The organism is Rhodococcus sp. NPDC057529 (assembly GCF_042802055.1).
Taxonomy (GTDB): domain Bacteria; phylum Actinomycetota; class Actinomycetes; order Mycobacteriales; family Mycobacteriaceae; genus Rhodococcus_F.
On the sequence record NZ_JBHVEY010000001.1, the window covers coordinates 405,805 to 432,365 of the forward strand.

Genomic DNA, 26,561 nt, shown 5'->3' on the forward strand with positions numbered 1-26,561 from the left:
GGTCATCCCTCGGACATCGGCACGCGGACGCCGCGCTCGCGGGCGACGTCGGCGGCGTGGTCGTAGCCGGCGTCGACGTGCCGGATGACGCCCATGCCGGGGTCGTTGGTCAGGACCCGCTCCAACTTCTCCGCGGCCAGGTCGGTGCCGTCCGCGATGCACACCTGACCGGCGTGGATGGACCGGCCCATGCCGACCCCGCCGCCCTGGTGGATGGACACCCACGACGCGCCCGACGCGGTGTTGACGAGCGCGTTGAGCAGCGGCCAGTCGGCGATCGCGTCGGAGCCGTCGAGCATCGACTCGGTCTCGCGGTACGGCGACGCGACCGATCCGGAATCGAGGTGGTCGCGACCGATGGCGACGGGCGCCGACAGCTCACCGGACGCCACCATCTCGTTGAACTTCAGGCCGGCCTTGTGCCGTTCGCCGTAGCCGAGCCAGCAGATCCGGGCCGGCAGACCCTCGAACGCCACCTTTTCGCCTGCCATCGTGATCCAGCGCTTGAGGTGCTCGTTCTCGGGGAACAGTTCGAGGATCGCCTTGTCGGTGGCCTCGATGTCCTTCGGGTCGCCCGACAGCGCCGCCCAGCGGAACGGGCCGAGGCCCTCCTCGAACAGCGGACGGATGTAGGCGGGCACGAAACCGGGGAAGTCGAACGCGCGGTAGTAACCGGCCTTGCGGGCCTCGTCGCGGATGGAGTTGCCGTAGTCGAACACCTCGGCGCCCTTGTCGAGGAAGCCGACCATCGCGGCGACGTGGCGGGCCATCGACGCGCGGGAGTCCTCGGTGAACTTCACCGGGTCCTTGTCGGCCATCGCCTTCATGTCGGCGAAGTCGATTCCGAGCGGCAGGTACGACAGCGGGTCGTGTGCCGACGTCTGGTCGGTGACGATGTCGATGGGGGCGTTCATGGCGAGCAGTTCGGGGAAGATCTCGGCGGCGTTGCCTTCGAGGCCGATGGACAGCGGACGCTTCGCGTCGCGGGCCTCGATCGCCAGACGCAGGGCGTCGTGGATGTCGGTGGCCTTGGTGTCGAGGTACTTGTGCGCGATCCGGCGGTCGATGCGGGTGACGTCGCAGTCGACGCAGATCGCGACGCCGTCGTTCATCGTCACGGCGAGGGGCTGGGCGCCGCCCATGCCGCCGAGGCCCGCGGTCAGGGTGATGGTGCCGGCGAGCGAGCCGCCGAAGCGCTTGCGGGCAACGGCGCCGAACGTCTCGTACGTGCCCTGCAGGATGCCCTGCGTGCCGATGTAGATCCAGGATCCGGCGGTCATCTGCCCGTACATGATGAGGCCGAGGGCGTCGAGCTTGCGGAACTCCTCCCAGTTGGCCCAGTCGCCCACCAGGTTCGAGTTCGCGAGTAGGACGCGGGGCGCCCACTCGCTGGTGCGGAACACACCGACCGGCTTGCCGGACTGCACCAGCATCGTCTCGTCCGACTTCAGGGTCTTCAGCGTGCGGACCATCGCGTCGAACGCTTCCCAGCTGCGCGCGGCCTTGCCGGTGCCGCCGTAGACGACGAGCGAGTCGGGGTGCTCGGCGACCTCGGGGTCGAGGTTGTTCATCAGCATGCGCAGGGCGCCTTCTTGCTGCCAGCCGAGGGTCGTCAGTTCGGTGCCGCGGGGCGCCGACACGTGGCGGGGTCCGGAAACCGGAGGCGTCGTGGTGGTCATGTCGTGTACTCCTTGATGGTCGAACGAGAGAGGTGGAAGAGTCTGGGGGTCAGCGTGATTCACTGTCGAGAATCGGCCATGGCGGTGTGTTCCGGGTAGATCATGGCCGGGGGCGGGTTGCTGCTGCGCCGTGCGAGCGGGTAGTAGATCGCGGCGGTGAAGACGATGCCGACGATCCAGGAGATGTCCGCGCCGCCCAGCATGTCCGTCACCGGGCCGGTGTAGAGCTTCTGCGCGAGGAACGGGATCTGCGCGACGACGCCGATGGCGTAGCAGCTCATCGCCGTCTTGTTCCAGCGGCCGTAGCGGCCCGCCGGGTCGTACAGGGCCGGGATGTCCACGCGCTCCTTGGAGATGAGGTAGTAGTCGATCAGGTTGATGGCGCTCCAGGGCGTGAAGACCATCAGCAGCACGAGGACGAAGTTCTTGAAGTTGTTGAGGAAGTCGGCGCTGGCACCGATCGCGATCAGCATCGACACTGCGACGAACCCGATGATGTACAGGGTGCGGGCCCGGGACGAGATGCGCGACTGCCCGTTGAACGCGGTCACGGTGGTGAGGATCGACATGAATCCGCCGTACGCGTTGAGGCAGTTGACGGTGAGTTTCCCGACCAGGATCACCAGGTAGATCATCAGGGCGATGACGGCGGGTCCGGCGAGTTCGCCGATGAAGCCGACCTGGTCGCTGAGGAACGCGTCGCCGGCGACGGCGGCGACGAGCGCGCCCAGCGTCATCGACCACTGCGAGCCGATCACGCTGCCCGCGAACGTCGACCAGAAGGTCTTCCGCTCGCTGGTCGAGCGCGGCAGGTAGCGGGAATAGTCCGCGACGTACGGTCCGAACGTCAACTGCCAGCCGGCTCCGAGCGAGATCGCGAGGAGGAACGTGACGATGTCGAAGCCCTTGATTCCGACGAACGCGGCCACGTCGTACTCGGCGAACAAGCGGATGAGCAGGTAGGTGAAGCCGATGATGCCGACGACGGTCGCGACCTTGCCGACCACGTGGATGAGCTTGTACCCGGTCACCGCCACGAATGCGGTCATCGCGCCGAAGATGAGGATGCCGACGGTGGCGTTGTCGATGTGGAGGATCTCGTTCACGGCCTGACCGGCGAGGACGCTGCCGGTCGCGGCGAAGCCGAGATACATCAGGACGACCAGGACGAGCGGGAGCACGGCGCCGAGGACGCCGAACTGGGCGCGGCTCGAGATCATCTGCGGCAGGCCGAGACGGGGTCCCTGAGCGGAGTGCAGGGCCATGACGGCGCCGCCGAAGATGTTGCCGATCAGCAGGCCCACGATGGCCCACAGCGCGTCGGCGCCGAAGACGACCGCCAGGGCGCCGTCCACGATCGCGGTGATCTGCATGTTGGCGCCGAACCAGAGCGTGAACTGGCTGCGCGGAGATCCGTGGCGCTCGTCGTCCGGGACGACGTCGATGGTGCGACGCTCGGGCGCGAGGCTGATCTCGGGAGGTCCCTCGTGTGTCATTGGCCTGATGTCTCTCTGTGACGAGTCCGGCAGCTGGGTCGGTCCCGGGTGCTCTGTCCCATGTCCTGATTCCAGTGTGCTCTGACTCACGTTTTTTATCGCGTTAGATGTATAGTCCTGTATAGACAACACCCTGTCAAGCGTTCTCCAAGGACCCAGCCGAGAAGCGTGCCGGCCCGCCACTGCACCAGCCGGGAGTCCCGATGCTCCCGACGGAAGGTACTGACATGAGAGTAATTTCGACGTCCTCACATCCGCTCGAGGGCGATGAGCAGCTGTTTTCCGACCAGGAGACGCGCGAGCGCTTCCTCGACCTCTACCTCCGCACCGCAGGTCACCCCTCCGCCGACAATGCGGATCCCGAGGCACGTGATCGGATCGCGAACACACATCTCGAGACGGGACGGCACCGGATCCCCGGGGCCGCGGTCGTGCGCGGTATCGACGCCACGGACCCCAGCGGGATCGGACCCGCCGTGCAGATCGTCACCGACGACATGGCGCTGCTCGTCGAATCGGTGCTCCTCACCGCGGCCCGGGTGGGCGCCCCCATCGAGGAGGTACTGCACCCGGTCGTCGCCGCCCGCCGCACGGAGTCGGGCACCCTCATCGACGTGCGTCCGGCCACCGACGCGGGGACGGCGGAGTCCTGGATCCACGTGGGGCTGCGCGCCGACACGGACAAGGCGGTCGTCGCCGCACTCGCCGAATCCCTGACCGCCGTCCTCGCCGACGTGCGCCGGGTCAACGCGGATCTGGCGCGCATGCGCGAACTCCAGATCCAGGTGTCCGGGCAACTCGACGCGCAGGCCGGGCAGGACGCGTTGTCCGAAGAACTCCGGGAGGCCGCCGACTTCCTGCGGTGGTGCGAAGCGGGCAACTTCACCGTCCTCGGATACGCGCGATACGACGCCGACGGCGCACCCCGGGAGAGTCTCGGCGTCCTTCACGACCGCGAGGGCGATCGTGCACCGGCCACCGATGCCGGTCCCGTCCTGGCGATCGGGCAGGCGGCGCTCCCGGTGTCCGTGCACCGTTCGGCGTATCCGTCTTTTGTCGGCGTCCGGGCCGCGGGGGTGGAGCACCGCTTCGTCGGCGTGTTCACGCCCGCGGGCAGGCACGAGAACGTCCTGGACATCCCGGGTGCGGGCCGCCGGGTGCGGGCCCTGCTCGACCGCGCCGGCTTCGACATCGACTCCTTCTCCGGACAGGCCGTGCTGCAGGTCGTGCAGGCGCTGCCGCTGACCGAGTTGTTCGCTGCGAGCCCGGATTCGCTGCATTCGGCCCTCACCGAGGTCGCCGGCATCACCGCGCGCGAACACATCCACCTCTTCCTGCGCACGGACGTCCCCGGCGACAGCATGTCGGCACTGGTCTTCATCCCCCGGGACCGGTACAACACGCGGACGCGCCTGGCGGCCCAGCAGGTCCTCCTCGACGAGTTGAACGGCACCGCCGTCGAATACACCACGAACGTGTCCGAATACCCGCTGGCGATGGTGCATTTCACGATGCGCGTTCCCTCGGACACCGAGGTGACGGACACGCGGCGCCTGGACATTCAGCGCCGGATCGTCCGGGCCTGCCGGACCTGGGACGACCGGTTCCACGACGAGTTCGACGCAGCCGAACGCGAACTCCGCGCGCACTATTCGGAGAATTTCCCCGCGGTGTACAAGCACGACTTCGACACCGAGCGCGCCCGGACCGACGTCGCGGTGTTCGAGACGCTGACGGACGGCGCGATCGAGACGCGGCTCGACACACAGGCCGCCGACTGGCGTTTCACCTTCTTCGTCGGCGGCGCCCCCGCCTCCCTCAGCGACGTGCTCCCGATCCTGCAGAGCATGGGTGTCGCGGTCCTCGACGAGCGCCCGTACACGGTCGCGAACAGTCGCGGAACCGGCTGCTGGATGTACGAATTCGGGATTCGGCACGCATCGGCCGGGCCGGTGGACGACGCGCTGGCGCACCGCTTCACGGAGACGTTCGCGGCAGCCTGGGAATCCCGCGCGGAGACGGACAGTTTCAACGAACTCGTACTCCGGGCCGGCCTGGACTGGCGGGAGGTGGAGGTGCTGCGGGCGTACGCGCGGTACCTCCGGCAGGGCGGGTTCCCGTACAGCCAGAACCACATCGCGACGGTTCTCGGGGATCACCCGGAGATCTCGCAGGCGCTGATCCGGTTGTTCGCGGCGAGGTTCGATCCGGACGGCACTCTGGACTGCGCTGACCTGATCGCCTCGCTGGAAACGGCGATCGGCGCCGTGCTCGGTCTCGACGCCGATCGCATCCTGCGCGCCTACCTCAACGTGGTCCTGGCGACCCTGCGCACCAACCGCTACGTCCGTGCGGGCCGGGAACGGGAGGTCCTGTCGTTCAAATTCGATCCGCAGCGGATCCCGGAACTGCCGCAGCCACGGCCCCGCTTCGAGATCTACGTCTACTCGCCGTGGGTCGAGGGCGTGCACATGCGGTTCGGCACCGTCGCGCGGGGCGGCCTGCGGTGGTCCGACCGCAAGGAGGACTTCCGCACCGAGGTGCTCGGACTGGTGAAGGCGCAGGCGGTCAAGAACTCGGTGATCGTGCCCGTCGGCGCGAAGGGCGGGTTCGTCGTCGCGCGTCCACCGGTCCCCACCGGGGACCCGGCGCGGGATCGGGACGCGCAGCGCGCCGAGGGTGTGCGCTGCTACCGCAGCTTCATCAGCGGACTGCTCGACGTCACCGACAACGTGGACCTCGCGAGCGGCGCCGTCATTCCGGCGCCGAGGGTGGTGCGGCACGACGGCGACGACACCTACCTCGTCGTCGCCGCGGACAAGGGCACCGCGACGTTCTCCGACATCGCAAACGACGTTGCGGCGCAGTACGGGTTCTGGCTCGGTGACGCGTTCGCGTCCGGTGGATCCGTCGGCTACGACCACAAGGCGCTCGGCATCACCGCCCGCGGCGCGTGGGAGAGCGTGAAACGGCACTTCCGGGAGATGGGGGTCGACACCCAGTCGGAGGAGTTCACCGCCGTCGGGATCGGCGACATGAGCGGCGACGTGTTCGGCAACGGAATGCTGGCCAGCCCGCACATCCGGCTCGTCGCTGCGTTCGACCACCGGCATGTGTTCCTCGACCCGAACCCCGACGCGGCCACGTCCTTCGCGGAGCGGGAACGGCTGTTCGCGATGCCGCGGTCGTCGTGGGCCGACTATGCGCCCGACCTGATCAGCGCGGGCGGCGGTGTGTGGGAACGGTCGAGGAAGAGCGTTCCGGTCAGCGAGGAGGCGCGGCGCGCGCTCGGGCTGGCGCCCGGGACCACCGAACTGTCGCCACCCGACCTGGTTCGGGCGATCCTGCGGGCGCCGGTGGATCTGCTGTGGAACGGCGGGATCGGGACCTACGTGAAGGCGGGCACCGAAACACACCTCGACGTGGGCGACAAGGGCAACGACGGCGTGCGGGTGGACGGCGCCGACGTCCGGGCGCGCGTGATCGGTGAGGGCGGCAACCTCGGCCTCACCCAGCTGGGGCGCATCGAATTCGCCCGCAACGGCGGGCGGATCAACACGGACGCCCTCGACAACTCGGCGGGCGTGGACTGCTCCGACCACGAGGTCAACATCAAGGTCCTGCTCGACGCCCTGGTCAGCGGCGGCCGTCTCGCCGCCGGCGACCGCGCGGGTCTGCTCGCCGAGATGTCCGAGGAGGTGTCGCGTCTCGTGCTGTCCGACAACGTCGCCCAGAACGACGTGCTCGGCACGAGCCGGGCCGACGCCGCCGCGTCGCTCGCGGTGCACGGGCGGCTCATCGGCCATCTGGAGGGCCGCTACGGTCTGGACCGCGCCATCGAGGTGCTGCCGTCCCGGAAGGAGATCGCCGCCCGGGAACGCGCGGAGACGGGACTCACCTCGCCGGAACTCGCGACGCTCATGGCGCACGTCAAGCTGGCGCTGAAGTCGGACCTGCTCGCCGGCGACCTGCCCGACAGCCCGGCATTCGCGGACGCGCTCGCCGGGTACTTCCCGCGCAGACTCCGGGAATCGTTCGGCGACGCCATCGGCGAACACCCGCTGCGCCGGGAGATCGTCGCCACGGTCCTCACCAACGACGTCGTCGACAACGGCGGCATCACGTACGCCTTCCGGCTGGGGGAGGAGGCCGGTGCGAGCGGCGCCGACGCCGTGCGCGCGTTCGCGGTGGTCTCGGAGGTGTTCGACCTGCCGTCACTGCGCCGCGACATCCGGGACGCCGACCTCGACGCCGCGCTCTCGGACGAGTTGACCCTGTTCACCCGGCGGCTGCTCGACCGGGCGTCGCGGTGGATGCTCACCCGCAGGCCCCAGCCGCTGGCGGTCGGGGCGGAGATCAGCCGATTCCGTGACCGGGTCGCGGACCTGACACCGCACGTCGCGGGCTGGCTGTTCGGCGGGGACGCGGAGAGTCTCCGCAGCCGCACGGCGGCGCTGGTGGCCCGCGGTGTCCCCGCGGACCTGGCCGGGCGCGTCCAACTGCTGCTCGACCGGTTCGCGCTGCTCGACATCGTCGAGATCGCCGACGTCACCCAACGCGACCCCCGCGAGGTGGCCGAGGTGTACTACCGGCTCGGGGAGTGCCTCGGGCTGGTTCACCTCCTGGTCGGGGTCTCGCAGCTGGGACGAGGTACGCGGTGGAACGCGCTGGCCCGGTTGTCGTTGCGCGACGAGTTGTACGACACGGTGCGGGCCCTGTGCCTCGACGTGATCGCGGGCAGCGAAGTCGCGGACACGGCGGAACAGAAGATCGGGGAGTGGGAGGACCGCAACGCGGCCCGGCTGGCGCGGGCCCGCCACACGCTCGACGCCGTCACGGAATCGGGGGAGCACGACCTGGCCGCTCTCTCCGTGGCGACCAGGCAGCTCCGCAGCATGGTGAGGTGACATCGGGCGCACCGCACGATTGCGGCTCACCCGTGCAGTCGGCCGATAGACTGCAGACGGCCGACTGCACGGGAAGTTCGTCGGTGCCGCAGAGGAATGGGTGTCAGTGGTAGAGATCGCAGTAGTCGACGCGGAGCTTGCTGCGTTGTACAACGGACCGGGGACGGAGTCGGCCCCGGCGTACGAACGCGTCAAGCACCTCATCGTGTCGCAGATCAACGCCGGCCGCTGGCAGGAGGGCGATCAGCTGCCCTCGGAGAATCAGCTCGTCGGCGCACTGGGGCTGTCCCGCATGACCATCAACCGCGCGCTGCGCGAACTCAGCGCCGAGGGCCTCGTGGTGCGCCTGATGGGGGTCGGCACGTTCGTGGCGGCCACGAAGACGGCGTCGCCGCTGTTCGAGGTCAAGAACATCGCCGACGAGATCCAGCAACGCGGACACCGCCACCGGACCGAAGTGGTGTACGTGCGTGAGGAAGACGCCGATCCGGCCAACGCCTTCATCCGGGATTCCATCCGCGGCAAGGTGTTCCACTCCCTGATGATCCACTACGAGGACGACACGCCGATCCAGCTCGAAGACCGGTTCGTCAATCCCGCCGAGGCGCCCGGCTATCTCGATCAGGACTTCACCCAGCAGACGCCCAATCACTATCTGAGCGTGGAAGCTCCGCTGACGAGGGGCGAGCACGTCGTCGAGGCGATCCTCGGATCGCCCGAGGAATGCCGGCTCCTCCACATCGAGCGTTCCGAACCCTGCCTGCTGATCCGACGCCGCACCTGGTCGTCCCGAGGACTCGTCAGCGCAGCGCGTCTCGTGCACCCCGGTTCGCGGAACCGGCTGGAAGGGACGTTCGGGACGGGCTGATCGGTTCGGGCCACACGAGGCGACCGTCGCGAATGCCGGCGATCGTCGACGCGATCCAGTCCAATTCGGCCCGTGCGGCGTGGAGTGCGTAATCCGCTTCGGCGAGGAACAGGGCGGGCACTCCGTCGCCAAGCGCGCGGGTGAGCTTCGTGTGGTCGGATTCGATTCTCGCGGTGAGTCGTTGGGCGCGTTCGGTGAGTGCGTCGACGGCGCCGTCGCGCCCCAGCGCACCGAGGTAGCTGATCGCGGCGAAGAACGGGGAGAACTCCCGTGCGGCACTGCGGATCTGGACGTCCAATCGGCTCACCAGTTCCGCGCGTCCGGCGTCGGTGAGGGCGTAGACGGTGCGGGCGGGCCGACCCTCCCGTTGCGCACGTTCGTGTTCCTCGATCCAGCCCGCCGCCGCGAGGGCGGCGACGACGTTGTTCAGCGAGCCGCGGTTGAGCGGCCACTGGCCCTCCTCGCTGCGCTCACGCAGCGTGACCTCCATCTGGTACGGATGCATCGGCGATTCGAGAAGCAGTCCGAGCACCGGCAGGACGAGCGGATTGTCGAGGACGCGTCCGGGCATGATCGAAATATACCAGTCTGAATAAACTATGACGAAGTGCGCGGTTCGGGCGCCACGACCTCGCCTTTGTCACGATTGGGTCACGGCCCGCTACGGTGGATCGTTGACCACGACGCCGATCATGAAAGAACAAATTCTTGTTACAGAGTGAATCGAAGTTCAGGGATTATCGTCTCCATGCCGTCGCGCTCCTCGTGGGCGTCCTCTCCGTGGGGGTGGTGGCCTACCGAGAGTTCGATGCGGCAACGGGCTACCTGATGGACCTCTCCGTGTTCCGCGACGCCGGCCACGCCTTCGTCAGCGGGCTGCCGCTCTACTCCGCGGACTTCCCGAGCAGTTCCGGGTTCAGGTTCATCTACGCACCCTTCGCGGCGATCCTCTTCGCACCGATGGCCGAGATCGACCCCGCGGTCCTGCAGGCGCTGTGGTGCGCCCTCAACCTCGGGCTCGTGTGGTGGATGGTCAAGGTGGCGCTGTCGAAACTCGACGTCGGCCGCCCCGACCTCCTCGCTCTGCTGTCGATGGGCCCGGTGCTGCTCCTCGAGCCGATGCGCTCGAACTTCGACTTCGGTCAGATCAACATCATCCTGATGGCGCTCGTGGTCGCCGACTGCACCGGGGTGATCCCGAAGAGGTTCCGCGGAATCGCGATCGGCCTCGCCGCCGCAATCAAGATCACCCCGGCAGCCTTCCTGCTGGTCTTGCTCGTCCGCCGCGACTTCCGCTCGATCGGACGATCGCTCGCCACGATCCTCGTCACCGTCGGACTCGGTTTCTGGCTGCTGCCGCAGTCGTCGGTGTGGTTCTGGACCACCGAATTCTTCGCCACCGGACGTGCGGGCGCGCCCGACTTCTTCCGCAACCAGGCCGTCACCGGCGTCATCGCCCGGCTCGGGGCCGAAGGCAGGCTCGCCAGCGTCCTCTGGGTGCTCAGCGCGGCCGTCATCGTCTCCGCCGCAGCATGGTCGGCGTACCGGTTCACCCGGTCGGGTGAACACCTGATCGCGCTGTCTGTCGTGGCCCTGGCATCGCTGCTCGCGGCGCCGTTCGCCGTCACCCACCACTGGGCGTACAGCATCCTGCTGATTCCGATCCTGATCGCACCGCAGTATCGCAGCTGGCGGCCGGTGGTCGGCGCCGCGACGCTGATCTTCCTGATCGGCCCCAACTTCGTGCTGCAGTCCTCCTCGTCCGGCTGGGTGGAGGCCGCCGTCCGGGAGGTGATCGGCAGCTCGCAGTGCCTCGTCGCCCTCGTCCTGCTCGGCGCCGCGGTCGTGGCCGCGCGGTCCCGCACCCCGCTCCCGGACGTCGAACCCGCCGCGGTGCCCGCCGACGACGACGCGCTGGAGCCCGCCCGAAGCTGAGGCGTCGGCGCTATCGTCGAGTCATGTGCCGAAACATCACCGAGCTGCGCGGACTCGAACCGGCGGCCACCGCGGAGGAGATCGAGGCGGCGGCGCGTCAATACGTCCGGAAGGTCAGCGGAATCCAGAAGCTCTCCGACGCCAACCGTGAACCGTTCGAGGAGGCGGTAGCCGTCGTCACCGAGGCCACCACGAAGCTCCTCGCCGCACTGCCGGCGCGCAAGCAGCCCCCGCAGACCGTGCCCCCGCTGCGGCGGCCGGAGGTCCGGGCGCGCATCGCGGCGAAGGCCGCCACCCCCTAAACGGACGAACGGGACGCTCGTTGCGTCAGATCCAACGAGCGTCCCGTTCGTTCGGTCTCAGGCGCGCAGGGCGCCGAGTGCGTCGATGCGTTTGATCGCGTCGGCGACGATGCCGTCGATGAGGTCCTTGCACGTGGGCAGGTCGTCGAGCAGCCCGACGACCTGACCGGAGGCGAGGACACCGGCGTGGGTGTTGCCGTCGACTAGCCCGGCCTTGAGCAGCATCGGGGTGTTGGCGGCCATGATGATCTGCTGCCAGGTGCGGTCGCCGGACTTCTTCATGGCGAGGCCGTCCTTGACGAGCGTCGACCATTTCATCCCGGTCATGGCCTTGAATTTCGACGCGTTGCGGGCGGCGGCGACCAGTCCGCGGACGTTGCCGGAGTGTTCGAGGCTGTCGACGAGTTCGGTGTTGAGGACCCGGTGGGGCATGCCGTCGACCTTGCGGGAGACGGTGGTGTCCTGCAGTCCGCGGGCGAGGTATTCCTGTTTGACGGAGTCGGGGACCGTCGATTCCTGGGTGAGCAGGAAGCGGGTGCCCATCGCGACGCCGGCGGCTCCATACGCGAGGGCGGCGGCGAGCCCGCGGCCGTCGTAGAAGCCGCCCGCGGCGACGACGGGGATGTCGACGGCGTCGAGCACCGACGGCAGCAGCAGGGTGGTGGCCACCGGTCCGGTGTGACCGCCGCCCTCGCCGCCCTGCACGATCACCGCGTCGGCTCCCCAGGACGCCACCTTCTTGGCGTGCTTGGCTGCGCCGATCGACGGAATGACCACCACCCCGGCGGTTTTCAGCTTCGCGATCAGTTCCTGCTTGGGGGCCAGCGCGAACGACGCGACGCGCACGTTCTCCCGGATGAGCAGGTCGATGCGTTGCGGGGCGTCGGTGGCGTCGGCGCGGATGTTGACCCCGAACGGCTTGTCGGTGAGCGTCTTCGTCTTCGTGATCGCGGCGGCGAGTTCGTCATACGTCATCGTGGCCGACGCGAGGATGCCGAGACCGCCGGCGTTGGCGGTGCCCGCGACGAGTCGTGGTCCGGCGACCCAGCCCATTCCGGTCTGCACGACCGGGTGCTGCACACCGACCAGGTCGGTCAGTGCGGTGCGGAGCGTGCTCATACCGACACCTCTCGGTCGCGCAGGCTGCGGGGGTCGAGGACCTCGCGGATCAGCCGCAGTTCTTCCTCGGACGGGTCCCGGGTGACGGGTGCGTCGTCGAGATCGGCGACCTCGAAGGAGGTGTTCTCGACGACCTGTTCGGCGGTGACGCCGGGGTGCAGCGACAGCGCCCGGAACGTGTGTCCGGGTCCGCCGAAGTCGAACACCCCGAGGTTGGTCACCACGCGGTGCAGGTGGTGGAACCGGTAGGCCGGATTGTCGGGGTCGATCCGGTCGTAGCCGACGCCGGAGACGATGTCGACCTGGTCGCAGAACACCCGCGACGTGTGCTTGCCCACCCAGTAGCTGGTGGGGTGGTTGATCGTGTTGCCGGGCGCGCCGCGGACGCCGAACATCTGCCGGGTCGGCTGCTGCAGCGGGCCGAACGCCGACAGGTTCTGGTTGCCGTGCCGGTCGATCTGGTTGGCGCCCATCACCACGTGGCGGCGACCGGACGCGACGACGTCGAACACCTTCCGGAACGGCATCCAGCCCTCGACCGGTGCCTTCGCGCCGACGGCGGGGGTGTCGGCGAAGATCAGTGCTTCGCCGTCGGTGATGAGCAGGTCGGGTTCGGTGGTCAGTCGCGCGAGGCGGGCGCCGATCAACGGCAGCGTTGCCATCGGGCTGGCCATGATCTCGCCTGCGCCGGAGAAGATCTCGGCGCACGCGATCGCGCAGTACTCGGCGCGGGTGACGTCGGTGGTGGTCTCGGTCATGCCTGGGACTCCTCTGCAAATCGCTTCACGGCCGCCTGGTAGTCGTCCTCGCTGCCGGACAGGTAGGTGTCGACGAACTGCTGCCATCCCTCAGGGGTCTTCGCCGATTCGGCGTAGTGGCGCTGGAACTTCTCGTCGCGGCCATAGCTGTCGCCGGCGAGGGTGAAGTGGGCGCCGTTCGGTGCCTCGACGACGCCGTCGACCATCATGCGGTTGAGGATCAGGTTCTGCAGCGGAACGGTTTTCACCAGTTCCTCGGTCTCCACCACGCGTTCGACGGAGACGAACCGCTTCTCGGCGGCCGCGCAGTACAGGTCGTCGAAGTAGGGGTCGACCCCCGTGTAGGCGGCGTTGCCGTGCTTGTCGCCCAGGTTCAGATGCACCAGTGCCGCATCGAGATTCAGGGCCGGCATCGCGATCAGCGTCTCCGACCGGCCGGACGCGTCGGGGTAGGGGGAGGTGACGGTCCGCAGTTCGTCGCCCCAGAAGTTCCGGACGTCGGAGCCGAGTCCGGCGCGGATCGGCAGGAACGGCAGTCGGGCGGCGGCGGCCTCGAGTCCGCACTTCACCATGCCCTCGTCCATTTCGCGGACCTCGATCTCGCCGCCGGTGCGCGCCTTCGCGAACCACGGGTCGTAGAACGGGGCCGAATCGAGGGACACGAACCCGTAGTACGCCTTCTTCACTTTGCCCGCCGAGCAGAGCAGCCCCAGGTCGGGGCCGCCGTACGTGACGACGGTGAGGTCCGTGACGTCCGAGCGCAGCAGCGCCCGGACCAGCGCCATCGGCTTACGGCGCGAACCCCAGCCGCCGAGGCCGATGGTCATTCCGCTGCGCAGTTCCCCGACCGCGTCGTCGAGCGACATCCTCTTGTCGCGCTTGCTCGCCATCGATGTCAGCCTTTCCTGTTGTTCGAGTTGGAGCGGGGCTTGCCGGTTTCGACGAACTCGTCGCGGTGCTCGTCCGCGACGCCCGCGAGGTTGAGTTCGAAGGTGTAGCCCTGCTCGAGGCGGTAACTGGTCTTCACGTCGACGGGGTCGATGCCGTTGATCGCCTCCTTGGCGCAGCGGATGACCCGGGTGTCCTTGGCCGCGATCTTGGCGGCGATGTCGCGGGCGGTGTCGTCGAGTTTCTCGCGTGGCACCACCTCGTACACCGACCCGAAATGCTGGAGTTGCTGGGCGGTGACGTTCTGCGCCGTGTAGTACAGGGTGCGCATCATGTGCTGGGGGACGAGCCGGGCGAGGTGGGTGGCGGCGCCGAGCGCCCCGCGGTCGACCTCGGGCAGTCCGAAGACGGCGTCGTCGGATGCCACGATCACGTCGGCGTTGCCGACCAGCCCGATGCCGCCGCCGACGCAGAACCCGTTGACCGCGACCACCACGGGCACGGCGCAGTCGTAGACGGCGGCGAACGCGGCCGCGCAGCCCCGGTTGGCGTCGACCAGCGCGCCGTACCCCTCGGTGGCCTGCATTTCCTTGATGTCGACGCCGGCGTTGAACCCGCGTCCCTCCGCTCGCAGGATCACCACGTGGGTGTCCGGGTTCCGGCCCGCGTCGAGCACGGCGTCTGCCAGCTCGAACCAGCCCCGGGAGGGGATGGCATTCACGGGCGGGTAGTCGACGGTGACCGTGGTGATGCCCCCCGGATCTGTCTCGCTCCGAATTCCCACTGTTTTCTCCTCGTCAGATCCGCACTTCACGCACCAAGCAATTGCTTGGTAGGGTAGCACGATGGAAACAGGTTCCAACATGACCGGAAGCGTCGTGCTCGTGACCGGCGGAGTTCGCGGGGTGGGCGCGGGCATCAGCCGCACCTTCCTGCGGGCGGGGGCGACGGTGGTCGCCTGCGCTCGCCGGCCGGGCGACGACCCCGTGGCGGTGGACGGACGCGCCGCCGAATTCCTACCGTGCGACATCCGCGACCCGGAGCAGGTACAGGGTCTCGTCGACCGGATCGTCGAGCGGCACGGCCGCCTCGACGTCCTGGTCAACAATGCCGGCGGGGCGCCGTTCGCCCTCGCAGCGGACGCGAGCCCGAAGTTCCACTCGAAGATCGTCGAGCTGAACCTCCTTGCCCCGCTGCTCGTCTCGCAGGTCGCGAACGCTCAGATGCAGACCCAGGATTCGGGTGGCGTGATCGTCAACATCTCCAGTGTCAGCGGGTCGCGGCCCTCGCCGGGCACTGCGGCGTACGGGGCGGCGAAGGCCGGCGTCGACAGCCTGACCACCAGCCTGGCGGTCGAGTGGGCGCCGAAGGTGCGGGTCAACTCGGTGGTCGTCGGCCTGGTTCGCACCGAACTCGCGCACCTGCACTACGGGGACGAGGCGGGAATCGCGGCCGTCGGGAACACGGTCCCGCTGGGCCGGATGGCCTGCCCCGAGGATGTCGGCAACTGCGCGGTATTCCTGGCTTCACCGTTGGCGGCGTACGTCAGCGGTTCGACACTGACCGTCCACGGCGGCGGGGAACGACCCGCCTTCCTGGCGGCAGCAACAGTATCTACAGAGGAGAAGGCATGAGTGGAGTGGTCGACGGTCGCGTCGTCATCGTGACGGGCGCCGGGCGCGGAATCGGACGCGCCCACGCGCTGGCGTTCGCCGCCGAGGGGGCGAAGGTCGTGGTCAACGACATCGGGGCCGGACTCGACGGTTCCGCGACCGGGGAGAGTCCCGCCGAGCAGGTGGTCGCGGAGATCGTGGCCGCAGGTGGCGAGGCCGTCGTCAACGGCGACGACGTCGCGGACTGGGCCGGGGCCGAGAACCTGATCCGGACGGCGATCGACACGTACGGGCGGCTCGACGTGCTGGTGAACAACGCCGGATTCCTGCGCGACCGCATGCTCGTCGGGATGAGCGAGCAGGAGTGGGACGCCGTCGTACGGGTGCATCTCAAGGGGCATTTCGCGACGCTGCGGCACGCCGCCGCGTACTGGCGGGCCGAGGCGAAGGCGGGCAATCCGATCGACGCCCGAGTCGTCAACACCAGTTCCGGTGCCGGACTGCAGGGCTCGATCGGGCAGGGCAACTACGCCGCCGCGAAGGCGGGGATCGCGGAGCTGACCATTCAGGCGGCCGCGGAGTTGAAGAACTACGGCGTCACCGTCAACGCGATCGCGCCCGCCGCCCGTACCCGGATGACGGTGGGCGCCGGTGGTGCGATGGCCGAGGCGATGGCCGCCCCCGAGGAGGGCTTCGACGCGATGGCGCCGGAGAACATCTCCCCGCTCGTCGTGTGGCTCGGGAGTGTGGAGTCGAAGGATGTGAGCGGTCGCGTGTTCGAGGTCGAGGGAGGCAAGATCACCGTCGCCGAGGGCTGGCGGCACGGCCCGGCCCAGGACAAGGGTGCGCGCTGGGAGCCGAAGGAGATCGGGCCCGTCGTCGCGGACCTGCTCGCGAAGGCGGAGGACCCGGTCCCGGTCTACGGCGCCTGAGCAGGTGAGTGGCGATGTGTGCCGGGGGACGCATTGCCGCTCACCTGGGGGACGAACGGGACGCCCGTTGCGTCAGATCGAACGAGCGTCCCGTTCGTCCGGCCGCGCGGAGAACTGGATAGTTGTTTGGACACATTGATAAACAGGTGTCCAGAAGTTACTGTGCATGAAGGAAATGGCTCTCGGCCAAGGAGAATTCGTGAAATTCGGCATAACGTTGTTTACGAGTGACCGCGGGATCGAGCCGGCCTCGGCCGCGAGGGGTGCAGAGGCCGCCGGATTCGACTCGTTCTACGTGCCCGAGCACACACACATTCCGGTGAAACGCGATGCGGCGCATCCTCAGACGGGGGACGCGTCGCTGCCCGACGACCGCTACATGCGCACCCTCGACCCGTGGGTGGCCCTCGCCACGGCGGCTGCGGTCACGGAGCGGATCGAACTGGGCACGTCGGTGGCGCTGCCCGTGGAGCACGATCCGATCACGCTGGCCAAGACGATCGCCTCGCTCGACCACCTCAGCGGCGGGCGGGTGATCCTCGGCGTGGGGTACGGGTGGAATCTGGACGAGCTCACCGACCACAACGTCCCGCCGGGGCGGCGGCGGACGATGCTGCGGGAGTACCTCGAGGCGATGCGCGCGTTGTGGACGCAGGACGAGGCGTCCTATGACGGCGAGTTCGTGAGCTTCGGTCCGAGCTGGGCGTGGCCCAAGCCGGTGCGGGTGCCGCCGGTGGTCGTCGGCGCCGCCGGCAACGACAAGAACTTCCGGTGGATCGTGAAATCCGCCGACGGCTGGATGACCACTCCGATCGAGCAGGACATCGACGACCGCGTCGCCGCGCTGCAGCGGATGTGGCGCGAGGCCGGCAGGGACGGCGAACCGCGGATCGTCGTGCTCGACGGCAAACCGGACGTCGACAAGTTGCGCCGATGGAAGGACCTCGGCGTCACCGAAGTGGTGTACGGAGTGCCCGACCGCAGCGAGGAGGAGGTCCTCGCCTACCTCGGACGCCTGGCGGGAAAACTCGAGGGATTGCGCGAGTCGACCGCGGTGGGGTGAGTGAGTGCGGTTGGATGGAACAAGGACACACCCCGAGTAAGAACGTGTTCTAGTATTGCTTGCCAACTGCTCGAGGAGAGGCCGAAGTCCGTGCGCATCGCACTCTTGTCGTACCGAAGCAAGCCCCACTGCGGTGGGCAGGGTGTGTACGTCCGCCATCTCAGCCGTGAGCTGGTCGAACTCGGCCATCAGGTGGAGGTGTTCTCGGGCCAGCCGTACCCGGACGTCGACCCCCGGGTGACGCTGACGAAGGTCCCCAGCCTCGACCTGTACCGCGAGCCGGATCCGTTCAGAACGCCGCACCCCCGTGAGTTCCGCGACGCCGTCGACGTGCTCGAGGTCGCGACCATGTGGACGGCCGGTTTCCCGGAACCGCTCACGTTCAGCCTCCGCGCCGCGCGACTGCTGAAGAAGCGGGCCGACGAGTTCGACGTGGTGCACGACAACCAGTGCCTCGGCTACGGGCTGCTGCAACTCCGGAAGGCCGGGCTCCCCGTGGTCGCCACCATCCACCATCCGATCACCCGCGACCGCGAGCTGGACCTGGCGTCGGCGAAGTGGTGGCGCAAGGTGACGGTCCGTCGCTGGTACGGCTTCCTGCGCATGCAGAAACGGGTGGCGCGCGCCATCCCCGCACTGCTGACGGTGTCGCAGTCGTCCGCCGACGACATCAGCGCCGCGTTCGACGTTCCCGCCGCGAACCTGCGGACCGTTCCGCTGGGGGTGGACACCGAGGTGTTCCGACCCCCGGCCGCCGAACGGGTTCCGGGCCGCGTCGTGTGCGTGGCCAGCGCCGACATGCCGCTGAAGGGGGTGTCGACGCTCCTCGAAGCCGTCGCGAAGGTGCACACCGAGCGCGCCGTCGAACTGGTGCTGGTCACCAAGCTGGCACCCGGCGGAGTCACGGAGAAGCTCATCGAGGAATTGGCCATCGGTGACGTCGTCCGAACCGTGTCGGGCATCGACGACGCAGAACTGGCCGCGCTGCTGGCGTCCGCCGACGTCGCGTGCGTGCCGTCGCTGTACGAAGGCTTCTCGCTGCCTGCCGTCGAGGCGATGGCGTGCGGCACCCCGCTGGTCGCGAGCCGTGCAGGTGCCATTCCCGAGGTGGTCGGAACGGACGAGGAGGCGGGAGTGCTGGTGACGCCCGGCGACCCGCAGGAACTCGCGGACGTGCTGGGCGCGTTGCTCGACGACCCGCAGCGCCGCGGCCTGCTCGGCGACGGTGGTCGCCGCCGCGTGCTCGAGCGCTACAGCTGGGCCGCCGTGGCCGCGACAACCGCGCAAACCTATGCCGAAGCGATAGCGCAGACCCGTCAAGGAGGCCGATCGTGCTGACCGTGGACTTCGACCGGCTGGGTGTGAAGCCCGGCGACAAGGTGATCGACATCGGGGCCGGTGCCGGACGGCACTCGTTCGAGCTGTATCGACGCGGCGCCGACGTCATCGCCTTCGACCAGAACGCCGACGAACTCGCGGACGTCGAGAAGATGTTCGTGGCGATGGCCGAGGTCGGCGAGGTCCCCGCGGGCGCCTCGGCGCGGGTGGAGGTCGGCGACGCGCTGAACCTGCCGTACGAGGATGCGACGTTCGACGTCGTCCTCATCTCCGAGGTCCTCGAACACGTTCCGCGCGACGGCCGCGCCATCGCCGAGCTGACTCGCATCCTCAAGCCGGGTGGTGTTGCGGCGGTGACGGTTCCGCGGTGGCTGCCGGAGAAGATCTGCTGGGCGCTGTCCGACGCGTACCACGAGGTGGAGGGCGGTCACGTCCGCATCTACCGCGCCGACGAACTGGCGGAGAAGCTCACCGCCGCCGGGCTGGAGGTGCGGGGCCGCGACCACGCGCACGCCCTGCATTCCCCGTACTGGTGGCTCAAGTGCGCGGTGGGAGTGGAGAACAACGACAATCCCCTAGCGAAGGCCTACCACCAGGTTCTGGTGTGGGACATGATGAAAGCGCCCTGGCTGACGCGCACCGCGGAGAAGGTGCTCAACCCGGTGGTCGGCAAGAGCGTCGTGTTCTACCTCGAGAAGCCCAGGGAACCGAGCGTGGTGAAGGCGCCGCGGTGAGAGCCGCCGGCGTCCCGTCGGTACCGAACGTGCTGTCGGAGAGCCAGGTCCGACAGACGGCACGGTCGATCGCGGCAGCGCAGGAGTCGTCGGGGGCGCTGCCGTGGTTTGCCGGCGGGCACACCGACCCGTGGGATCACGTCGAATCCGCCATGGCGCTCACCGCGGCCGGACTGCGCGACGAGGCGGAGGGCGCGTACGAGTGGTCGCGGCGCACGCAGCGACCGGACGGTTCGTGGCCGATGAAGTTCCGCGACGGGACCGTCGAGAATCACGATTCCGACAGCAATTTCTGCGCCTACCTTGCGGTCGGGGTGTGGCACCACTACCTGATCACCGGCGACCGGAACTTCGTCGACAGGCTGTGGCCGTCGGTGCAGGGCGGACTCGACTTCGTCGTCGACATGCAGGCGCTCAGCGGCGAAATCTGGTGGGCCCGCGGCGAGAACGGGCAGGACTGTGCGGAGGCGCTGCTGACCGGGAACTCCAGCATTCACCACAGCCTGCACTGTGGTCTGCTGCTCGCCCGGTTGGTCGACGACCCGCAACCGGAATGGGAGTTCGCGAAATACACACTTGGGCACGCGATCAGGCAGCACCCGGAGTCGTTCGCGATCAAGGACGAATACTCCATGGACTGGTACTACCCGATCCTCGGGGGCGCCGTCCGCGGTGAGGCCGCGTCGGACCGTATCGACTCGCGGTGGGACGATTTCGTGGTCGAGGGGCTGGGCATCCGCTGCGTGGACCACCGGCCGTGGGTGACCGGCGCCGAAACGTGTGAGCTGGTGCTGGCGCTCGACGCGATGGGGGAGCACGCCCGCGCGCTCGCGCAGTTCACCGCCATGCAGCACCTGCGGGATCCGGACGGCTCGTACTGGACCGGACTCGTCTACAGCGACGGCAAACGGTGGCCGGTCGAGCAGACCACGTGGACGGGCGGTGCGATGATCCTCGCCGCGGACGCGTTGTCCCGCACCACGCCCGGACACGGGATCTTCCGGGACGCGGCGCTGCCCGTGGGACTACCGATCGGCCCCGACCGGTGCGGCGACTACTGTCATGCCAGCGGTTCGCCGGTCTGACCGCCCACCCGCTCGAGAACGCGCAGCGAGCCGGTGACGGACGTCTCCTTGAATTGTACTGACGCCAGGGCTCGTTCGTAGATCTCGAACGGCGGCCGCCCGCCGTCGGCCGGATCCGGGAACACGTCGTGAATCACCAGGGCGCCGCCCACGTTCACCCACGGCGCCCACCCCTCGAGATCCGCCGACGCCGCCTCCGACGTGTGCCCGCCGTCGATGAACACGAAGTCCACGGGGGTGCGCCAGAACGTCGCGACCGTCGACGACCGCCCCAGCACCGCCACCACGTACTCCTCGAGCCCCGAATCCGCCATCGTGTGCCGGAACCGGCCGACCGTGTCGAGCCGACCGGTGTGCGGGTCGACGAACGCCGGCTCGTGAAACTCCCAGCCCGGCTGGTGCTCCTCGGAACCGTGATGGTGATCGACGGTGACGACGCGGGCGCCGCGCGCCCTGGCCGCTGCCCCCAGGTAGATCGTGGAGCGGCCGCAGTACGTGCCGATCTCGACGCCCACCCCACCGGGAGTCAGGTACAGCATCGCGGCCTCGTGCAGGGCTGTCCCCTCGTCCTCCGGCATGAAGCCGGGGACGGAGTCGGCGAGTCGAAGTAGCTCTGGTGTCAGATGTTCGGTGCTCATGTGGCCTCTGCGTCCGGGGCGGCCGCTCTGGCCGCCTTCTTCCGCTTGTGTAGCACTCCGCCGATCATTGCGTCGAGTTTCGTCCCCAACGGCCAGCCCACGTAGTGGCACAGGAACAGGGCGATCTCCCGGAGTTGGTCCTCGTCCAGTTCCTCGTTGTGCAGGGCCGCGCCCACCTGGATCTCGGCGACATCGACGAGTCCCTGCGCGGTGAGCGCACCGAGCAGCAGAAGCCGGCGGTCGCGGATGCTCAGCCCCGGTCGTGACCAGATGTCGGCGAACAGGTGGTCGGCGGTGACGGCGAAATGCGCGCCGGGGCCGTCCTGCATCTCGAATCCGTAGACCTTCTCCATCATGGCCAGGCCGCGGGTGCGGGTGTCGTCGGTCATGGCTGCTCCTCCTCGTGCTCGTCCACGGTGCTGTCGACGCCGAGCCCCGGGCCGAGCCCCGACAGCGCGAGGCGCGCGAATGGCAACGCGACGTCGAGCCGGGTGCCGAGTCCGATCGCCAGCGACAGGTCCTTCTCCCCGAGGTCCCGGACATGGGACATGATCGGGTACCAGTTGTCGTTCACGTCGAGCGGGTCGGTGGTGTCGCGGAGCATGATCGCGCCGGCACCACCGGTGATCGCGTCGGTGTGGCGGACCACCTTTCCGAGTTCGGTGATGTCGAGACCGGCGGCCTCGGCGAGCCGCTGCGCCTCGGCGGCGGCGGTGAACGAGACGAAATGCAGCAGGTTCCGGGCCAGTTTCATCCGGGTGCCCGCGCCCACGTCGCCCGCGTGCACGACGAGTTCGGCCCAGTGCCCGAACGGCTCCCGGACCTTCTCGAACGCGTCTTCGCTCGCCCCGACCATCACCGCCAGCTTCCCCTGGTGTGCCCCGGGGGCGCCGCCGCTGACGGGTGCGTCGATCAGGTCGACGCCGTGCGCCCGGCAACGGTCGGCGAGTTCGACCGCGGTGACGTCGCTGATGGTGGAGTGCACGGCCACGACCGTGCCCGGTCGCGCTGTGTCGAGCAGTTCGGCGACCACCGCGCGGACCTGCTCGTCGTTCAGCACGGTCACCGAGATGACGTCCGCGTTCGCCGCCACCTCCCGCGGACTCGTCGTGACCTTCGCGCCGGCCTTCCGGAACGGTTCCAGCGCCTCCGGCCGGGTGTCGCACACGATGAGTGTGCCCGGCCGGTCGAGCAGCCGCTTCGCCATCGGCGCACCCATGTTGCCGAGGCCGATGTAGCCGACCGACACCTGCTGCGTCGTGGTCATCGGAAGATCTGCCCGCCGTCGACGTTGAAGATCTGCCCGGTGATCCAGCTCGCCTCGTCGGAGAGGAGGAACAGGCAGGCGCCGACGAGGTCGTCGGGGGTGCCCATCCTTTTGAGCGGCAACGTTTTCACCATGTCTGCCACCATATTTCCCGGCGTTACGGTGCGGGTGGCCTCGGTGTCGATCGGCCCGGGCGCGATGGCGTTGACCCGGATGTTCATGCCGCCCACCTCGTGGGCCAACTGCTGGGTGAGTCCGTTGATCCCGACCTTCGCGAGGCCGTAGAAGCCGGAGTACAGCCACGCCGCCGTCGACGACTGATTGACGATGGAGCCGCCCCCGCGCTCGTTCATCGCCGGCCACACGGCGCGCGTCACGTTGAGGGCGCCGTCGAAGTTCACGGCCATGAACTTCTTGTAGTAGTCCCACGGCACGGTAATCAGCAGGTCGAGCTTCATGCCGCCGTAGATCGCGGCGTTGTTCACCAGATGATCGATGCCGCCGAACTTCTCGACGGTGAACGCCGCGAGTTCCTGTGCCGAAGCCTCGTCGGCGACGTCGACGTCCTTGAACACCGCGTTCCCGCCGTCGGCGGCGATCTGCTTGGCCACCGTCTCGCCGAGTTCCGCGTTGAGGTCGGCCACCACCACGTTGGCGCCCTCGCGGGCAAGAGCACGCGCGTACCCCTCGCCGATGCCCTGTGCGGCGCCGGTGACGATGGCCGTCTTACCGTCGAAACGTCCCATATCGATTGACTCCCTGCGTTATCGGGCCGGCTCGCCGGCGGATTATCGGGCCGGCTCCGCGACCAGCTTGGTTTCCAGGTATTCCTCGAACCCGGCCACACCCATCTCGCGGCCGATTCCGGACTGCTTGTAACCGCCGAACGGGGCGTCGGCGGAATACCAGACACCGCCGTTGACGCTGAGCGTGCCGGTGCGCACGCCCTCGACCACCCGCTGCACCCGTGCGGGATCCGTGCCCCACACCGATCCGGACAGCCCGTACGGCGAGTCGTTGGCGATGCTGATCGCGTCCTCGTCGCCGTCGTGCGGAATGATCACCAGCACCGGTCCGAAGATCTCTTCCCGGGCCACCCTCGCGGTGTTGTCGAGGCCGCTGATCAGGGTGGGTTCGACGAAGAAACCGCGGTCCCGATCGGCGGGGCGCCCGCCGCCGACCACGATCGTGCCGCCCTCCTCCCGGGCGAGTCGCAGGTACTCCTCGACCCGGGCACGCTGCCGGGCGGAAATGAGCGGCCCGCATATGGTGCCGGGATTCGCAGGATCGCCCGCGCTCAGTCCGCCGAGTGTGCGGGCCGTCGCCTCGACTGCCTCGTCGTACTTGTCGCGGGGCACCAGCAGCCGGGTGGTGATGGCGCAGCCCTGTCCCGCGTGGGTGGAGACGGTGAACGCGGCGACCCCGCACGCCCCGGCGAGGTCGGCGTCGTCGAGCACGATGAAAGCGGATTTGCCGCCGAGTTCGAGGAACACCTTCTTCAACGATTCGGACGCCGCCGCCATGACGGCCTTCCCCGTGGTGGTCGAACCGGTGAACGACACTAGGTCGACGCGGGGGTCGGTGGACAGCTGTGCGCCGAGAGCATGGTCGCTCGACGTGACGATGTTGACGACACCGGCCGGAAGATCGGTCTCCTCCGCGATGAGGTGCCCGACGAGGGCGGCGCACCAGGGAGTGTCGGGTGCGGGTTTGAGCACCACCGTGTTGCCGGCCGCCAGCGCGGGGCCGATCTTGGCGAAGTTGATCTGGTGCGGGAAGTTCCACGGTGTGATGGCCCCGACCACCCCGACGGCCTCCTTGAGGACGCGTCGGCGGGTCCTGACGCCCATCGGTTCGGCGACGCCCAGATCCTGTTCCCAGGAGTAGCTTTCGGCGAGGTCTGCGAAGTAGCCGAGGTCGGCAACCGGGCCCTCGAGTTGCGGTCCGCTGGTGAGGAAGGCTGGGGCGCCGACCTCCGCGATGGTGAGGTCGCGCAGTTCCTCGATGTGGGATTGCAGTACGTCGCGCAGCTGTCGCAGGCAGCGGGCGCGGAAGCCGTGGTCGCGGGACCACGTCGTGTGGTCGAAGGCTCGCCGGGCCGCGGCGATCGCGGCGTCCATGTCGGACTCGGTTGCGTCGGCGGCCCGTCCCAGCACTTCCTCGGTGGCCGGGTTGATCACCTCGAACGTGCCGCCGGAACCCGGAATCAGTTTGCCGTCGATCAGGAGAGCAGAGCTGTCGGTGGGGCGCAGAGTCATGGATTTTCGCTTCCGAGTCGGGTGAGTGTCACAGCGATCTCTGAAAACTGGACATGTGTCTGGACTATAGTTTGAACAACTGGATGCCGCAATGACGAGTTCGGTGGAGGTGCAATGACGGCAGGTGAGACAAGGCGACTGGACGGGCGAGGGGCGATTGTCACCGGCTCGAGCAGGGGAATAGGGCGGGCCGTGGCGCACGCGCTCGCCGCGGAGGGCGCCGGTGTCGTCGTCAACGGCCGCGATCGGGACGCGGCGGAGAAGGTGGCCGACGAGATCGTGCTCCGCGGCGGCCGCGCGATCGCGGTCGCGGGTTCCGCCGCCGCCGACGGGATCGCGGAGGCGCTGGTCGACGCCGCGGAATGCGCGTTCGGTGCCGTGGACGTCCTGATCAACTGCGCGGGCGTCGCGGAGCCCGCGGGGTCGTCCATTCTCACCGTCACCGACGAGCAGTGGCGGGACCTGATCGATGCGCACCTGACAGCGACGTTCCGCACGTGCCGGGCCGTCGCGCCGCTGATGGCCGAACGCGGCAGCGGGGCGATCGTGAACACGAGCTCGTTCGCCTTCCTGGGCGACTACGGCGGAACCGGATATCCCGCCGGCAAGGGCGCCGTCAACAGCCTGACCCTCGCTGTCGCCGCCGAACTGGCCGAATCCGGCGTGCGCGCCAACGTCGTCTGCCCCGGCGCGAAGACCCGACTGTCCGAGGGGGTGGAGTACGAACAGCACATCGATCAACTGCACAGGAGGGGACTGCTCGACGACGCAACGCGGTACGGCTCGCTGCATCCGGCGCCCGCCGATTACGTCGCCCAGCTGTACGTCTTCCTCGCCAGCGACCTCGCCGCAGGCATCACCGGCGGAATATTCGCCGGATCAGGTTGCTATGTCGGCAGATTCGATCGCCCGACTCCGGCACTGCTGGCCTACCGCGACCACGCGACCGAGCCGCCGTGGTCGCTCGACGAACTGGCGGGGCTGGTGGGTGCGGCATCACCTGACCTGTGAGGGTAGTAAGTTGAGGCGCGGCGCCTTACGGATGTCGTGCCGTGCGTGGCGGTGGTCTACGCCGCCGGCGGTGGCCCGATCACACTCCCGCGGTGGCCGATGCGCGCACGGAGACCTCTTCCGCTACCGAGGCTGCGGCGTCGATCAGTGCCTGGCCGGGTCGACGAGCCGCGAGGTAGGGAAGCGCGGCGGACTCGGCTATGGCGACCTCGCCGAGGAGCCGAAGCACCACGAGTGAGACGGATGCGATACCGGCGAGCATGTGTTCTACCGGGTTTGCGCCGGAATCGTGCCCGCCGTACTGCTGGGTTTCGTCGATCGTCAACTCGTGCCTGCGCGCGGTGACCGTCGTGCCATGGGTCCCGGGCAGCGCGTGCACGATCAGTTGCTCACGTCGAGAAGTGCTCATCGAACCGCCTCGTAGAAGTCTGCGGCGGTGTTCCCGCCTGTATTCAACACCCCTGCAAGCCATTCGATCGCACTTGCGCCAGCAGCGCGGACGTCCCGTGGATCGGGACCGTATTGAGGGGACAGGTAGTCGGCCAGCAAACGCTGCGCATCTGTCCCGACGTCGTCGTGGAGCAATGACGCCACGGCGTCGAGAGCTCCTTGCGCAGGGCGCGCCCACCCTGATCGATCGTGACGACACGCTGAGGTGGATCGTCGATAC

General features: G+C 68.5%; 25 protein-coding genes. 11 read left to right on the forward strand and 14 right to left on the reverse strand.

Annotated features, from left to right (window positions below):
• Positions 1-2: 2 nt before the first annotated feature.
• Both hutU and ACFU5V_RS01930 read right to left on the reverse strand, forming a co-directional pair.
• A complete protein-coding gene (hutU, locus tag ACFU5V_RS01925; RefSeq protein ID WP_378433700.1) occupies positions 3-1,679 on the reverse strand; it encodes a urocanate hydratase in 1,677 nt (558 codons plus the stop codon).
• Between the two features lie 59 nt (positions 1,680-1,738).
• On the reverse strand, positions 1,739-3,175 hold the full coding sequence (locus tag ACFU5V_RS01930; RefSeq protein WP_378696410.1) for a purine-cytosine permease family protein: 1,437 nt from the start codon (positions 3,173-3,175) through the stop codon (positions 1,739-1,741).
• Positions 3,176-3,402: 227 nt separating this feature from the next.
• Here ACFU5V_RS01930 and ACFU5V_RS01935 point away from each other — a divergent pair, with 227 nt between their 5' ends.
• Together ACFU5V_RS01935 and hutC are read left to right on the forward strand one after the other, a co-directional pair.
• Complete coding sequence (locus tag ACFU5V_RS01935; RefSeq protein ID WP_378696412.1) at positions 3,403-8,082, forward strand: NAD-glutamate dehydrogenase; 4,680 nt, start codon at positions 3,403-3,405, stop codon at positions 8,080-8,082.
• Between the two features lie 100 nt (positions 8,083-8,182).
• On the forward strand, positions 8,183-8,950 hold the full coding sequence (gene hutC, locus ACFU5V_RS01940; protein ID WP_072938860.1) for a histidine utilization repressor: 768 nt from the start codon (positions 8,183-8,185) through the stop codon (positions 8,948-8,950).
• Here hutC and ACFU5V_RS01945 read toward each other — a convergent pair.
• Complete coding sequence (locus tag ACFU5V_RS01945) at positions 8,883-9,521, reverse strand: PadR family transcriptional regulator (protein ID WP_378696414.1); 639 nt, start codon at positions 9,519-9,521, stop codon at positions 8,883-8,885. The genes hutC and ACFU5V_RS01945 overlap by 68 nt on opposite strands.
• 137 nt (positions 9,522-9,658) lie before the next feature.
• Between ACFU5V_RS01945 and ACFU5V_RS01950 the strand changes: the two genes are divergently transcribed.
• Both ACFU5V_RS01950 and ACFU5V_RS01955 read left to right on the forward strand, forming a co-directional pair.
• Positions 9,659-10,885 (forward strand): glycosyltransferase family 87 protein, encoded by a 1,227-nt coding sequence (locus ACFU5V_RS01950; RefSeq protein WP_378696416.1) that lies wholly within the window; start codon positions 9,659-9,661, stop codon positions 10,883-10,885.
• 23 nt (positions 10,886-10,908) lie between these two features.
• A complete protein-coding gene (locus ACFU5V_RS01955) occupies positions 10,909-11,187 on the forward strand; it encodes a DUF2277 domain-containing protein (RefSeq protein ID WP_378441817.1) in 279 nt (92 codons plus the stop codon).
• A gap of 57 nt (positions 11,188-11,244) precedes the next feature.
• Here ACFU5V_RS01955 and ipdC read toward each other — a convergent pair whose 3' ends face one another.
• Genes ipdC through echA20 form a run of 4 tightly spaced genes read right to left on the reverse strand, consistent with a single transcriptional unit; the run spans position 11,245 to position 14,736 of the window.
• Entirely contained in the window at positions 11,245-12,306 is a 1,062-nt protein-coding gene (ipdC, locus tag ACFU5V_RS01960) for a (3aS,4S,5R,7aS)-5-hydroxy-7a-methyl-1-oxo-octahydro-1H-indene-4-carboxyl-CoA dehydrogenase (RefSeq protein WP_378696418.1), read from the reverse strand.
• Complete coding sequence (gene ipdB / locus ACFU5V_RS01965; RefSeq protein ID WP_378696420.1) at positions 12,303-13,064, reverse strand: cholesterol ring-cleaving hydrolase subunit IpdB; 762 nt, start codon at positions 13,062-13,064, stop codon at positions 12,303-12,305. Before ipdB ends, ipdC begins: the two co-directional genes overlap by 4 nt.
• The gene (gene ipdA / locus ACFU5V_RS01970) at positions 13,061-13,954 is read right to left on the reverse strand and encodes a cholesterol ring-cleaving hydrolase subunit IpdA (protein WP_124390159.1); all 894 of its coding nucleotides are present in this window, start codon (positions 13,952-13,954) and stop codon (positions 13,061-13,063) included. Before ipdA ends, ipdB begins: the two co-directional genes overlap by 4 nt.
• Before the next feature lie 5 nt (positions 13,955-13,959).
• Complete coding sequence (gene echA20 / locus ACFU5V_RS01975; protein WP_072938840.1) at positions 13,960-14,736, reverse strand: (7aS)-7a-methyl-1,5-dioxo-2,3,5,6,7,7a-hexahydro-1H-indene-carboxyl-CoA hydrolase; 777 nt, start codon at positions 14,734-14,736, stop codon at positions 13,960-13,962.
• A gap of 61 nt (positions 14,737-14,797) precedes the next feature.
• On the opposite strand from echA20, the gene ACFU5V_RS01980 reads away from it, so the two are divergent.
• The 6 genes from ACFU5V_RS01980 (at position 14,798) to ACFU5V_RS02005 (ending at position 20,717) form a co-directional block, all read left to right on the forward strand.
• A complete protein-coding gene (locus tag ACFU5V_RS01980; RefSeq protein ID WP_378441548.1) occupies positions 14,798-15,586 on the forward strand; it encodes an SDR family oxidoreductase in 789 nt (262 codons plus the stop codon).
• Positions 15,583-16,497: an SDR family oxidoreductase gene (locus tag ACFU5V_RS01985; protein ID WP_378696422.1), complete on the forward strand. Its 915-nt coding sequence runs from the start codon at positions 15,583-15,585 to the stop codon at positions 16,495-16,497. Before ACFU5V_RS01980 ends, ACFU5V_RS01985 begins: the two co-directional genes overlap by 4 nt.
• A 199-nt stretch (positions 16,498-16,696) precedes the next feature.
• Positions 16,697-17,560: a TIGR03619 family F420-dependent LLM class oxidoreductase gene (locus ACFU5V_RS01990; RefSeq protein WP_378440518.1), complete on the forward strand. Its 864-nt coding sequence runs from the start codon at positions 16,697-16,699 to the stop codon at positions 17,558-17,560.
• Positions 17,561-17,650: 90 nt separating this feature from the next.
• Positions 17,651-18,898, forward strand: a complete 1,248-nt coding sequence (locus ACFU5V_RS01995) for a glycosyltransferase family 4 protein (RefSeq protein WP_378696424.1) — start codon at positions 17,651-17,653, stop codon at positions 18,896-18,898.
• The gene (locus ACFU5V_RS02000; protein WP_011597010.1) at positions 18,892-19,632 is read left to right on the forward strand and encodes a class I SAM-dependent methyltransferase; all 741 of its coding nucleotides are present in this window, start codon (positions 18,892-18,894) and stop codon (positions 19,630-19,632) included. Before ACFU5V_RS01995 ends, ACFU5V_RS02000 begins: the two co-directional genes overlap by 7 nt.
• Positions 19,629-20,717 (forward strand): prenyltransferase, encoded by a 1,089-nt coding sequence (locus ACFU5V_RS02005; RefSeq protein ID WP_378696426.1) that lies wholly within the window; start codon positions 19,629-19,631, stop codon positions 20,715-20,717. Before ACFU5V_RS02000 ends, ACFU5V_RS02005 begins: the two co-directional genes overlap by 4 nt.
• Here the strand turns inward: ACFU5V_RS02005 and ACFU5V_RS02010 are convergent.
• From ACFU5V_RS02010 to ACFU5V_RS02030, 5 genes are read right to left on the reverse strand one after another with little or no spacing between them, the layout of a single operon-like run.
• Positions 20,693-21,355, reverse strand: a complete 663-nt coding sequence (locus ACFU5V_RS02010; RefSeq protein WP_378696428.1) for a class I SAM-dependent methyltransferase — start codon at positions 21,353-21,355, stop codon at positions 20,693-20,695. The genes ACFU5V_RS02005 and ACFU5V_RS02010 overlap by 25 nt on opposite strands.
• Positions 21,352-21,744: a carboxymuconolactone decarboxylase family protein gene (locus tag ACFU5V_RS02015; protein ID WP_087558137.1), complete on the reverse strand. Its 393-nt coding sequence runs from the start codon at positions 21,742-21,744 to the stop codon at positions 21,352-21,354. The genes ACFU5V_RS02010 and ACFU5V_RS02015 overlap by 4 nt, the downstream gene beginning before the upstream one ends.
• The gene (locus ACFU5V_RS02020; RefSeq protein ID WP_378696430.1) at positions 21,741-22,622 is read right to left on the reverse strand and encodes an NAD(P)-dependent oxidoreductase; all 882 of its coding nucleotides are present in this window, start codon (positions 22,620-22,622) and stop codon (positions 21,741-21,743) included. Before ACFU5V_RS02020 ends, ACFU5V_RS02015 begins: the two co-directional genes overlap by 4 nt.
• Positions 22,619-23,368, reverse strand: a complete 750-nt coding sequence (locus tag ACFU5V_RS02025; protein ID WP_378696432.1) for an SDR family oxidoreductase — start codon at positions 23,366-23,368, stop codon at positions 22,619-22,621. The genes ACFU5V_RS02020 and ACFU5V_RS02025 overlap by 4 nt, the downstream gene beginning before the upstream one ends.
• A gap of 42 nt (positions 23,369-23,410) precedes the next feature.
• Positions 23,411-24,880, reverse strand: coding sequence for an aldehyde dehydrogenase (locus ACFU5V_RS02030; protein WP_378696434.1), 1,470 nt, complete (start codon positions 24,878-24,880; stop codon positions 23,411-23,413).
• Positions 24,881-24,994: 114 nt separating this feature from the next.
• On the opposite strand from ACFU5V_RS02030, the gene ACFU5V_RS02035 reads away from it, so the two are divergent.
• Positions 24,995-25,891, forward strand: a complete 897-nt coding sequence (locus tag ACFU5V_RS02035) for an SDR family NAD(P)-dependent oxidoreductase (RefSeq protein WP_378696436.1) — start codon at positions 24,995-24,997, stop codon at positions 25,889-25,891.
• A 79-nt stretch (positions 25,892-25,970) separates the two neighbouring features.
• On the opposite strand, the gene ACFU5V_RS02040 is transcribed toward ACFU5V_RS02035, so the two are convergent.
• Both ACFU5V_RS02040 and ACFU5V_RS02045 read right to left on the reverse strand, forming a co-directional pair.
• The gene (locus ACFU5V_RS02040; protein ID WP_378696438.1) at positions 25,971-26,300 is read right to left on the reverse strand and encodes an OsmC family protein; all 330 of its coding nucleotides are present in this window, start codon (positions 26,298-26,300) and stop codon (positions 25,971-25,973) included.
• Positions 26,297-26,485 (reverse strand): hypothetical protein, encoded by a 189-nt coding sequence (locus ACFU5V_RS02045; protein WP_378696440.1) that lies wholly within the window; start codon positions 26,483-26,485, stop codon positions 26,297-26,299. Before ACFU5V_RS02045 ends, ACFU5V_RS02040 begins: the two co-directional genes overlap by 4 nt.
• Positions 26,486-26,561 lie beyond the last annotated feature (76 nt).

Excerpts from the sequence above, each read along its gene's own strand:
- ACFU5V_RS02015 (WP_087558137.1), bottom strand. The coding sequence starts at position 21,744 with ATGACCGACGACACCCGCACCCGCGGCCTGGCCATGATGGAGAAGGTC.
- ACFU5V_RS01945 (WP_378696414.1), bottom strand. The coding sequence starts at position 9,521 with ATGCCCGGACGCGTCCTCGACAATCCGCTCGTCCTGCCGGTGCTCGGA.
- ACFU5V_RS01980 (WP_378441548.1), top strand. The coding sequence starts at position 14,798 with ATGGAAACAGGTTCCAACATGACCGGAAGCGTCGTGCTCGTGACCGGC.
- ACFU5V_RS02010 (WP_378696428.1), bottom strand. The coding sequence starts at position 21,355 with ATGAGCACCGAACATCTGACACCAGAGCTACTTCGACTCGCCGACTCC.
- ipdA (WP_124390159.1), bottom strand. The coding sequence starts at position 13,954 with ATGGCGAGCAAGCGCGACAAGAGGATGTCGCTCGACGACGCGGTCGGG.
- ipdB (WP_378696420.1), bottom strand. The coding sequence starts at position 13,064 with ATGACCGAGACCACCACCGACGTCACCCGCGCCGAGTACTGCGCGATC.
- ACFU5V_RS01955 (WP_378441817.1), top strand. The coding sequence starts at position 10,909 with ATGTGCCGAAACATCACCGAGCTGCGCGGACTCGAACCGGCGGCCACC.
- ACFU5V_RS01935 (WP_378696412.1), top strand. The coding sequence starts at position 3,403 with ATGAGAGTAATTTCGACGTCCTCACATCCGCTCGAGGGCGATGAGCAG.
- ipdC (WP_378696418.1), bottom strand. The coding sequence starts at position 12,306 with ATGAGCACGCTCCGCACCGCACTGACCGACCTGGTCGGTGTGCAGCAC.
- ACFU5V_RS02020 (WP_378696430.1), bottom strand. The coding sequence starts at position 22,622 with ATGACCACGACGCAGCAGGTGTCGGTCGGCTACATCGGCCTCGGCAAC.
- ACFU5V_RS02025 (WP_378696432.1), bottom strand. The coding sequence starts at position 23,368 with ATGGGACGTTTCGACGGTAAGACGGCCATCGTCACCGGCGCCGCACAG.
- ACFU5V_RS01985 (WP_378696422.1), top strand. The coding sequence starts at position 15,583 with ATGAGTGGAGTGGTCGACGGTCGCGTCGTCATCGTGACGGGCGCCGGG.
- ACFU5V_RS02040 (WP_378696438.1), bottom strand. The coding sequence starts at position 26,300 with ATGAGCACTTCTCGACGTGAGCAACTGATCGTGCACGCGCTGCCCGGG.
- ACFU5V_RS01930 (WP_378696410.1), bottom strand. The coding sequence starts at position 3,175 with ATGACACACGAGGGACCTCCCGAGATCAGCCTCGCGCCCGAGCGTCGC.
- ACFU5V_RS02035 (WP_378696436.1), top strand. The coding sequence starts at position 24,995 with ATGACGGCAGGTGAGACAAGGCGACTGGACGGGCGAGGGGCGATTGTC.
- hutU (WP_378433700.1), bottom strand. The coding sequence starts at position 1,679 with ATGACCACCACGACGCCTCCGGTTTCCGGACCCCGCCACGTGTCGGCG.
- ACFU5V_RS02030 (WP_378696434.1), bottom strand. The coding sequence starts at position 24,880 with ATGACTCTGCGCCCCACCGACAGCTCTGCTCTCCTGATCGACGGCAAA.